This window comes from Nocardia cyriacigeorgica (assembly GCF_010868145.1).
In the GTDB taxonomy this organism is placed as follows: domain Bacteria; phylum Actinomycetota; class Actinomycetes; order Mycobacteriales; family Mycobacteriaceae; genus Nocardia; species Nocardia cyriacigeorgica_D.
The window spans coordinates 250120-260359 of sequence record NZ_JAAGUY010000005.1 but is presented as its reverse complement, the minus strand read 5'-3'; the positions used below and the strand labels follow the sequence as shown (position 1 = coordinate 260359).

Annotated in this window: 7 protein-coding genes and 3 tRNA genes; 8 read left to right on the top strand and 2 right to left on the bottom strand. The window is 65.9% G+C overall.

Translation table 11 applies throughout. The features are described from left to right. The first annotated feature begins 665 nt into the window (after positions 1 to 665). The 7 genes from GV792_RS10215 (at position 666) to GV792_RS10185 (ending at position 4605) form a co-directional block, all read left to right on the top strand. Entirely contained in the window at positions 666 to 1331 is a 666-nt protein-coding gene (locus GV792_RS10215; RefSeq protein ID WP_163823793.1) for a TetR/AcrR family transcriptional regulator, read from the top strand. A gap of 95 nt (positions 1332 to 1426) precedes the next feature. Next, positions 1427 to 1499 (top strand) — tRNA-Glu (locus GV792_RS10210). A gap of 29 nt (positions 1500 to 1528) precedes the next feature. Next, positions 1529 to 1602, top strand: a tRNA-Asp gene (locus GV792_RS10205). A gap of 58 nt (positions 1603 to 1660) precedes the next feature. After that, positions 1661 to 1734: transfer RNA gene (locus tag GV792_RS10200), tRNA-Phe, on the top strand. A 612-nt stretch (positions 1735 to 2346) separates the two neighbouring features. After that, on the top strand, positions 2347 to 3333 hold the full coding sequence (locus GV792_RS10195; RefSeq protein WP_163823792.1) for a trypsin-like serine peptidase: 987 nt from the start codon (positions 2347 to 2349) through the stop codon (positions 3331 to 3333). Between the two features lie 111 nt (positions 3334 to 3444). Further along, a complete protein-coding gene (locus tag GV792_RS10190) occupies positions 3445 to 3630 on the top strand; it encodes a hypothetical protein (protein WP_163823791.1) in 186 nt (61 codons plus the stop codon). A 255-nt stretch (positions 3631 to 3885) separates the two neighbouring features. Next, entirely contained in the window at positions 3886 to 4605 is a 720-nt protein-coding gene (locus GV792_RS10185) for a polyprenol monophosphomannose synthase (RefSeq protein WP_175584179.1), read from the top strand. A gap of 131 nt (positions 4606 to 4736) precedes the next feature. Here GV792_RS10185 and GV792_RS10180 read toward each other — a convergent pair whose 3' ends face one another. Both GV792_RS10180 and GV792_RS10175 read right to left on the bottom strand, forming a co-directional pair. Beyond that, complete coding sequence (locus GV792_RS10180) at positions 4737 to 6206, bottom strand: HAD-IB family hydrolase (protein WP_163823790.1); 1470 nt, start codon at positions 6204 to 6206, stop codon at positions 4737 to 4739. Continuing rightward, positions 6206 to 8665, bottom strand: a complete 2460-nt coding sequence (locus tag GV792_RS10175) for a glycerol-3-phosphate 1-O-acyltransferase (protein ID WP_163823789.1) — start codon at positions 8663 to 8665, stop codon at positions 6206 to 6208. The genes GV792_RS10180 and GV792_RS10175 overlap by 1 nt, the downstream gene beginning before the upstream one ends. A 172-nt stretch (positions 8666 to 8837) precedes the next feature. Between GV792_RS10175 and GV792_RS10170 the strand changes: the two genes are divergently transcribed. After that, positions 8838 to 10151 (top strand): salicylate synthase, encoded by a 1314-nt coding sequence (locus tag GV792_RS10170; RefSeq protein ID WP_163823788.1) that lies wholly within the window; start codon positions 8838 to 8840, stop codon positions 10149 to 10151. Positions 10152 to 10240: the final 89 nt, after the last annotated feature.

The window sequence follows — 10240 nt, the reverse complement described above, 5'->3', positions numbered from 1 at the left end:
GTGCGGGCGGTGGTGGGTGTCAGGGGTGTTGTCAGGGGTGGGCGCGGGTGGCTTTGTCCTGCTTCGGATGGGCGCGATATCATCCAAATATGTTGGATACCAAGGAGTTCGGATATTCGCCGGTCGTCGGCGGGCGATGTCGGCGGTGGCTGGTGTAGCGATTCCTGGTACGGAACACGGTAACCGAATACTCGAACGACACTGTGTCGCTTACCGATTCGGTGTGTGCCGATTCATCCTAGCCGTTGCGTGAAGTTAGCTGCGGCTGGTCCTGCGCCGGCCGGCAACCTCACTCTTACGGTTTGCCGCGTGTCGAGTGACAATTCCGGGTACCGTGGCGAATCGGTGAATTCGGGGCTTCCCATGAGTTGACGCCGCAGGAGGCAAATCGGGGACGACGAAAAGCGCGACGACGATAAGGCCCGGATGCGCACCCCCTGCGGCGCACCCGGGCAGCAAAATTATACCAGTCGGTGTGTTTCGGGTTTCTCGCCTAGTTTTCGTACCAAAAGTTTGCATTCGGGGCGAAAACCCTGTTGTAAGTGTTGATAAAACTCATAACTTCGCGTCGATGGCCTGTTTCCGTTCGGGTCGGCCATCGGCGCGAAGGAGCCCATCGGGGTGGAACCCCTTGGGCTCCATAAGGCTTCGGAGGCGTTTCGAAGATGGCACGGCAGCAAGAGCGGGCCCGCCGGACACGTGCGGCGATCATCAGGTCCGCTGCCGTTGAGTTCGGCAAGAGCGGCTACGCCGCCGCATCGCTCAACCGCATACTGGAAGGATCGCGAGCCACCAAGGGCGCCATGTACTTCCATTTCGATTCCAAGGAAGACCTGGCGCGCGCCGTCCTCGACACGGCGCTGGATCGCTATCGGTTCTCCGCCGATCGCTGGCTGGCGCGCACCGACCTCGGCCCGCTCGACGTCATGCACGGCATGCTCGACGAGATCGCACTGCGGCTCGAGCACGACATCATCGTGCAGGCCGAGTTCCGGCTCATCATCGAGCCCGACTTCTACCGCGACGTCCCCAATGGCGGCGGGCGGATCATCGCCCGAGCTACCCGCGCTCTCGCCGTGCGCGCCATCGAGCAGGGGCAGCTGCGCGCCGACGCCGACCCCGACCGCTTCGCCCGCACCCTCGCGGCCGCACTCGCCGGCCAGCGCTACTTCATCGACCTGTTCGGCAACGGCGTCGATCTGCGCTCGCGGTTCCAGGAGGCGCTCGAGGTGGTGATCGAGTCCATGTCGACCCCGGAGTGGGTAGAGCGATTCCGTCGCGATGGCTGGCGTGCGGACGCACGCCTGGAAGAGCTCGGTTTAGCGCTCTGACCAGCCGGTTTGGGAAACCTCGCAACTCTGTCATAAGCTATGCGAGCTCCCAACGGACAGCCGTTGTAAAGCCGGTCCGGAGAAATCCGGGACGAGCCCCCTTCGTCTAGCGGCCTAGGACGCCGCCCTTTCAAGGCGGTAGCGCGGGTTCGAATCCCGTAGGGGGTACGATCTTCGGATCGTAAGCAGTAGAGCAAGGCCCTGTGGCGCAGTTGGTTAGCGCGCCGCCCTGTCACGGCGGAGGTCGCGGGTTCGAGTCCCGTCAGGGTCGCAAGTAAACGCCGGAGAAATCCGGCGTTTCACGTATGGCATTCCGTTCGGGTGCCTGCGGCCAGGTAGCTCAGTTGGTACGAGCGTCCGCCTGAAAAGCGGAAGGTCGCCGGTTCGATCCCGGCCCTGGCCACATCCTCCCCCTGACTGAGCATCTGGTCAGGGGGATTTTTCATCTCGTGCTCGGGCACCGGCTCCGGAACGCCCTTGGCGCCCAGCTGTCTTGACAAACTTCGGCCCCGCTTGAACAATTTTTTGGTAGCGCGCTACTGCGCATCTCGACGATTTCGGTCCGGGCGTGGGGGCCCAGTTCAAGCGGTGTTCGAAACCGTGGATGGCGACACCATCGTCACAACAGACCCAAAGGCGTCTCGACTACGCCGCCCGTTGTGCCTGTCAGGGGCGAATCAGGTGTCCCTGGTCTTCGCGCCGGCCTGCGCCGCCGCAGGATTCCCGGTGTCTCGACACCGAGATCAGGTGATTCGCTAGGCGGGGCATCGCACCGCCATCGGGCAAGTGGACGAATCAAGCAACGACAGCAACGCCCAGATGACCCTGGCCGGAATCTCGAATACCCGCTCGAGCGGGCCGGCAACGAGTTCGACCTCGAACCGAGACATCGGTGGCGATGCGCGGGATCTATCGGACTGCCGGCGGGCGACGGCGGCGCGGCGATAGGCCGTCGGCAGTGCCGGCAGATCCTCTTCCAGATCAGGATCAGAAAAGTTGAGGGAAGGTGAAAGTGATGTCGTACGACAGCGAAGGCGCGACGTCGGCGCCGGAACGGCCTCTGACCTGGGCCGAGCTACGCGATCAGAAGACATTCGAGGCCGTCGAGGAAGCCGACGTGCCGGAGAATCTCTCCGCACTCTGGTCGGACCTCGCCGATCCGGGAGACGCCAAGGCGGTGTACATCGACAAGGGCAAGGGCGCCGATGACCCGATACAACCGCAACGACCGAGCTGGGTGGGGTCTACGTTGCGTCCGAAGGCTCCTCCGCGAGTGCGGCCACCGCGGCTGGAACTCCGTGGCGTGCCGTTCAAGCCATTGATCATCTACCCGCCGGACGATCGCAACATCTACAACGATCTCAGATTTCCATGGGTCTGCGTCTGCCACATCCAGGGCCGGTTTGCGGCCGGATCGGGAGTCATTGTCGGGCCTCGGCATGTTCTCACCGCAAGCCACGTCGTCGACTGGGGTGGTCCGGCCGAGGTGATCCAAGTGCACCGCGCAGGATCGGCGATCCAGGCAACCGCGCGAACGTTCCGGCGGATGGCCTTCACCAAGCTCACCAGCGATCCCACCTACTCCACGATCGACGAGGATTACGCGGTCCTGGTGACCGACCAGCGGCTCGGGGACCGGTTCGGCTCCTTGGGCGTGCGAACCTACAACAGCTCGTGGGATGACGAAAACCTCTGGTGGAATATCGGATATGCCGGTGACATCCCCGTCGGTGCAGCCGCCACGTTTCCCTATTTCCAACGGGACAAGAAGATGGATGAGGACGAGTGGGACTACGGCAGCGGCCGAGCAATGACGACCGCCGCAGACTTCAGGCCCAGACAGTCCGGTAGCCCGATGTTCGGATTCTGGGCCGACGGGCCTTACGTCGTAGCCGTTGCCGCGGCTGTCGGCGAGATCGTCTTGTCGGGCGAGGAGAACTGGTGCTCGGGCGGCAGCGACCTCACCAGGTTGGTGCGCGAGGCGATCGCGAGTTTTCCCTGATCCGGAGGTCCTCGCCCGACCGCTCCCATGGGGTGGCCGGGCGAGGAAACCGGCCTGGATGATCAGCCCATTTCCGATGTCGCGCGCCGGGCTGGGTGGGAAGCTGGGTGTATGGCTGATTCCTGGTATTACTGCCTGAAGCACAAGCGGGCCGAACAGGGGAAACGGTGTTGGTTCGCGGATCGGCTCGGACCCTTTCCGGATCAGGCGACGGCGGAGCGGGCATTGGAGATCGTGCGGGAGCGCAATGCGACCGAGGACGCGCGGGACCGGCAGTGGCGTGATGGAGGTAACTGAGCGCCTCCTGTAGGTATGGGGCATTCGGCGGCGCCATGGGCGGACAGTGCGCTGGGCGGCAATCGAATTCGGGTGAACGGTGGTGTTCGTAAGGTCACCGGATGTGCGCCCGGCGCCATGAGATGGCAGAGTGTGGGCCTGGTGCGCTGAATTCGCGGGGAGGCGGATCAGCTACCGTTCACGAGAAATCAGACGATCGCTCGCGGCCTGCGCACGGGTCTCCGGGCGCGACCAGGTGAGCAGGGAGGGCGACCCTTGAGGGTTACCGTTGTTGTGCCGACCTACAACGAGCGCGAAAATCTGCCCGTTGCGGTGGAACGGCTGACCGCGCTACCGGTGGCCGACCTGCACGTTCTCGTTGTAGACGACAACTCACCGGACGGCACGGGTGAAGTCGCCGACAAGCTCGCCATCGAACTGCCCAACGTCGTCGGCGTGCTGCATCGCACCGAAAAGGACGGCCTCGGTCGCGCCTACATCGCGGGCATCACCCGTGCCCTCGACGAAGGCGCCGACGTGGTGATCCAGATGGACGCCGACCTGTCGCACCCCGCCGAGGTCATCCCGGCCATGTTGGACAAGCTCACCAGCACCGAGGCAGGCGTCGTGCTCGGCTCCCGCTATGTGCCCGGAGGTTCTACCGCTGCCGAATGGAAGTGGTACCGCAAGGCGCTGTCGGCCTGGGCGAACTTCTATGTGAACCTGATCCTTCGCCTCGGCGTCAAGGACGCGACCGCGGGCTTCAAGGCCTGGAAAGCCGACACCCTGCGCGCCATCGACGTCGCCTCGATCCGCAGCAACGGTTACTCCTTCCAGGTCGAGATGAACTACCGCACCGTCAAGAAGGGCATCTCCATTGCCGAGGTGCCCATCCGATTCGAGGAACGCACCCTCGGCGCATCCAAGATGAGCCTCAAGGTGCAGCTGGAATCGGCGCTCATGCCGTGGAAGCTGCTGTTCGGCCGCGCGGTGTGATCACGCCCCCACATCACTGAACGGCCCGCGTCCGACCGAGGACGCGGGCCGTGGTCGTTTCCAGGGTCAGGGCACTCCGCGCAGGACAGCCGCGCAGCGCCGAGACTGAGGACACACGGCCAACTAACCGGCTACTCCGGCCAGTCCAGCAACGTATCGATGAACAGCTGGCGCACCCGTTCGACGTGGTCGTGCATATCCACGGGGTCCCACCCGCTGACGTCGATCGGATCGAGCACCGCCACATCGACCACTCCAGGCCGGGCAACCATCGAATCCCGCCAGGAGATCTCGCCCGCATTGCGGATCACCACCGGGATCACCGGTACTCCGGCCTGGATCGCGATATGGAAAGCGCCCTTCTTGAACGGGCCGACCTCCGGGGTATAAGAGCGGGTGCCCTCCGGCGCCACGGCAATGGACAGCCCGTCGCGCAGGGTGTGCACCACCGGTTCCAGCGACGCCTTGGCGCGAGCGGTATCGGAGCGATCGATGAAGGTGACCCCGACGAACCGCATCAGCGGTCCGAACACCGGATTCTTGGTCAGCTCCTTCTTACCGATGCCGGTGACCCCGCCGCCGAGCACCGCGGGCACGATGATGACGTCGTATTGACTCTGATGATTGAAGACGAAGACCGCCGGTCGCGGTGAGCGCGCATTGTGGGCACCGGTGACCCGCAGCCGCACACCGGTGGCCCGCAGCGTGGCGCCGGTGCCGAACTTCATCAGCGCATCGGCCATCGGCCTGCGTGCGCGGGTGTAGGACTTGCTGATCACACCGGTGATCGCGCCGCCGATGAGCCCGGCGAATCCGGCGACGGTTCGCGTGATGTCGGCCGCGTGCGGCGGTGTGCGCGCACGGAAGATCATCGCCGGCCAATCGCGCTCCACGCAGGTGACCGCCAGCCCGGAATCCGGGTTGACCGCGACCGGAAAACCGACCGACGACAGAGTCGTCAGATCGACGGAACTCGCCGCGTAGGCGTAGCTGTTGTGGAGTTCGATCCCGGACGCGGCGGCGAACTCGCGGATCGCGTCGGCCTTGCCCGAGCGCCACAGCGTCCGGCCCTCCGGATATCCGGTCAGCGCACCGCCGTCATCGGTGGCCATCCGGGTGTAGAGGGTGTGCTCGATGCCGAGTGCGGCCGCCACCGGCTCGAGCGCGAAACGGGGCGCCGAGGAGACCAGGACGACGGTGTGCCCGGCCGCCCGATGGGTCCGAATCAGCCGCCACGCCTCCGGGTGGATGCGCCCGTAGGTGGTGCGTTTGAACAGGCGGGTACCGATCTGGCCGAGTTCGGCTTCGGTCCGTCCGGTGAACACCCGGGTGGCGGTCTGTAGCATCCGGCCGTAGGAGCCGTCGGACGGGTGATCGTGGATGCCGTCGAGCAGCAAGGCGGCCGCCTGCTCATCGCGGTTACGGCGGCGGATCAGGCGTCGGCGGGCGGGTCCGAACCCGTCGACCACCACACCACCCAGTTCGAACACCGCCGCAACGGCGGGCCCCTGCGGGCCGCACCTGATCGCGGCAACGACCGAATCGATATCGGAATGCGCGGCGTCCAGCCCCAGCGCGCGCACCGGCTCTTCGCCGCCCACTATCGCTCCGCACCGGGGATGTTGGACGGGTCGAGGGCGGCGGCGCGCGAGATCCGCGCGCCGATGACTCTGAGCCGTTCGGCGAATTCGTCACGGCGCAGGGCCAATTCGGCAGCCTCGGCTTCTTCCGGATCGACCAGATCGTAGTTGGCGGCCAGTTTGAGTGCGCTGGTGAACAATTCCGTCGATACCGATTCCGGGCTGTGCAGCCGTTGCTGTAGCAGCATCTGCTTGCCCACCGCGACGCATTCGTCGATGAACTGTTTGCGGTCGGCGATCGATTCGCCGCCGCGGTCGGCCAGTCGTTCGGCCACCACCAGCTGGGCGTCGACGAACGAGCGCAGCACCCGATGGGCCATCATGAAGCCGGAGGCGGTGAGCTGGGCCAGGATCTCCACACTGAGGGTGTCCCTGGTTCGACGGTTCCACTCCGGGTCGATCAGCAGCATCTCGGCGGTCAGCTGCTCGGAGAATTCGCTGCGTTCGGGGAAGAAGAACTCGAATTTGAGCAGGTCACGTAGCCGGTGCGCCTCCTCCCAGCCGGTGCGCAGCGGATCGGTGTCGATGCCCTCGTCCAGGTCCTGGGTTGCCTTGTCGACCGCGGCCAGGATGGACAATTCCACGATCGCCCGGTTGACGAACCAGTGCACGGCGCTGTTGCGATAGAACGCGGCCTCCAGATGCGCCCCCGACTCGATCGAGTACACCGGTTCGAGTCCGCCGCGGTAGACGGTGACGACCTTGGCCAGCGACAGCTGTTCCAGCACCACCGCGAGGCTCTGCTCATCGCGCAGTGCAGCCACCTCACCGCGCGGCAGATCGCGGCGTTCGATGTAGTCCAGGACCGGGGCAAGCAGATCGCAGACCTCACGCAGGGTGAGCGCGCGTTCGTGGACGCCGAGCAGCGCGAGGGTGGCCAGAGCGTTGACGGTGATCGGGGTGACCTCGTTGATGCCGACCGCCACTTCGAAGGCCAGCCGCTGCACCGCTTTGCGTTCGAGTTCGCCGACTTCGTCGCCGGTATCGACGACCGGTGCAGCGGTTCCGTCGGCACGATGCAGCGGAATCGACAGCGGCGGCGCGGTCAGCGGGTCGCCGTAGGCGGCGAGCCGTTCCCGAGCCGATAGCGGCGCCCCGAATCGGACGTAGACGTGACCGGCCGAATGCTGCTGGCTGCGCACATATCTGGCCATCCAGGCCAGACCCTCGGGCTTCTTCTTGCCGCCGGATTGTTCGCTGGCGATCGCACCGAGCTCGTTGAGCCGCTCGTAGGTGATCGACACCGGCACCAGCATCACATCGTCGATCCGGTTCCAGCGCACCGCGGCGGCCAGGTAGTTGAGCAGGCCGTAGCGCGGCGGGCGCAGTTTGCCGGTGCGGGTGCGTCCACCCTCGAAGTACCACTCCAGGTTGAAGCGTTTGGCGAGCAGGTATCCGAAGTACTCCTCGACAACGGCCTTGTAGACCTCGTCGTCGCCGAAGCTGCGCCGGATGAATACGGTTCCGGTGCGTCGGGCGATCGGGCCCATCGGCCAGAACCGCAGGTTGGCGCCGCCGATGACGTGGTTGGGCGGGAAGTCGTTGCGGGCGAGCACGTCACCGAGGACGAAGGCGTCGACGTAGGAGCGGTGCGAGGGCAGGAACACCAGCGGATACCGGCGGTTGAGGTCACGCAGTGCGTCGAGCCCGGATTCCTCGATGTCGACCTTCCAGGTCGAGGCGTGCACCGGGCGCATGGCCTGGGTGAACAGGTCCGAGACCAGCCTGCTCTGTGCGGCGACCAGTTCCTGCAGCGCCTTCTCCGCCCGTCGGTACACCTCATGCCTGCTCGCGCCGATCCGGTCGGCGATGAGATCGAGACGGCGCAGGAAATCGGGGGAGTCGAGGATCTCCTCGGCCACCAGCCGCGGCACCTTGTAGCGATCACCGATGACGGAACGTTCGGCGCGTTCGAGCGCGACCACGCCCGCCCGCAGAATCGCACGCGCGAAGGGCTCGGCGGTGCCTGCGATATGCAGTGCCGAGGCTTCCGGATTATTGGCGCGCAGCTCGCTGAGCCGGGCCGGGCGGCCGGTGAGCACGACTTGACGATCCGGTTCGCGCCGGACCAGTGCGCGTTGGGCGAATCGGTGCGGTTTACGCGGATTGCTCATCGTCACGAGATCGGCGAAGGTGGTGCGGCGCACGCCCTCGCGTTCGGGTGGCAGCCACAGCACGCGGACCGGAACCACCAGTGGATCGTCGGTGCGTCCGGTCAACCGGTCGGCGATGGCTCCGGCGTCGAGGTCGATCTGGGTGACGGGAGCGTCGGTGCCGAGCTCGGCGGCGAGACCACCGTCGGCCAGCCAGGTTCCGATCAGTTCCCGTTCCACCCGCGAGGCCGCTTCTACCAGCGCGACCACCGAGCCGGTGGCCGGCTCACCGGAGCTGCGGGCCGGTGCGCCGCCGCGATCGATCATGAATGGTCCCTCCGCAAAGACGACGATCCCTCTATTCAAGCCCGCCAGAGGGATCCGCGCAGGAACTCCGGACCGAGAGTCTCCCCAGCTGTGGTCTCGGCCACGCCATGGCGCAGCGGAGGTAATGCTAACCTTACCTGGTTTAGTTAGGTCAGCATTACATGGAGGATCGTTGTCGACCACGGACGAACGCTCGCGCGTTGAGTATGTGACCGATCCGGCGGCAGCGATGTCCCGCCTGGCGGCGGATGAACGGTTCGGCGAGTACGTGATGTACGAACGCCCAGGTGAATGGGTGTTCGCCGCGGATCCGATCGGCGGCATCGAGCTGGACGTCGAGGAGTTGCGCGTCACCTGGAACGGCGAGACCACCGCCGGCGCCTGGGAGGGCAGCCCGGCCACCGTCGTCGATCGGGCGCTCAGGTCCCTCCCCCTGGAGGGACGCAACACCTACGGCTGGATCGGCTTCGAATTCTGCGCCTGGTCGCTCGGCGCCACCGATCACCTGTCTCCGCGAACCTCTCTCGTGCACCTGATGATTCCGCGTATCGAGGTCTGCGTCAGCGAGGCCGGTGTGCGGATCAGCGGCGCCACCGAGGCCGAGATCGACACCATCCATGAGCTGATCGCCGGGTCCGAGGGCCTGGAACTGCCGGTACCGCATCCGGCCGATATCCGCATCGATCCGACCGGCTATCAGGGCCGGGTGGCCGAGGCGATCTCCGAGATCCGATCCGGCCAGTACCAGAAGGTCATCCTGTCGCGGAAGGTCGATCTGCCCTTCGCGGTCGACATTCCGGCCACCTACCGGCTCGGCAGGGCGAACAACACCCCGGCGCGGTCGTTCCTGCTGCGGCTCGGCGGGCTCGAGGCGGCTGGCTTCAGTCCGGAACTGGTCGCCTCCGTCGACGACGACCGGGTGGTCACCACCGAACCGCTGGCCGGAACCAGGGCCTTCGGCCTCGGTGACGAGATCGATCTGGCCGCACGCGCCGACCTGCTCGCCGATCCCAAGGAGATCGTGGAGCATGCGATCTCGGTGCAGACCTCCTTTGCCGAAATCGCGGCGGTGGCCGATCCCGGAACACCCGCGGTCTCGGATTTCATGGCCGTGCGCGAACGGGGCAGCGTCCAGCACCTGGCCTCGACCGTGCGCGGCAGACTGGCCGCCGACCGCTCCAGCTGGGATGCGCTCGAGGTGCTTTTCCCGTCGGTGACCGCCTCCGGAATTCCCAAGCGGGCAGGCGTCGACTCGATCTTCCGGCTCGATCACGACCCGCGCGGCCTGTATTCCGGTGCGGTGGTGACGGTCTCACCCACCGGCGCGCTGGAGGCCACCCTGGTGCTGCGCGCGGTGTACCAGACCACCGCGGGCGCGTGGCTGCGCGCGGGGGCCGGAGTCGTCGGCCAGTCGACACCCGAGCGTGAGTTCGAGGAGACGTGCGAGAAGCTGGGCAGTATCGCGCCGTACGTCGTCAAGGCGTAGGGGCGGATTCGTCGAAGGCCGTGTGGTTGTGTCCGACACAACCACACGGCCTTCGCTGTTGCGGTCGGCGTTGTGCAGTCGTGGCGAAC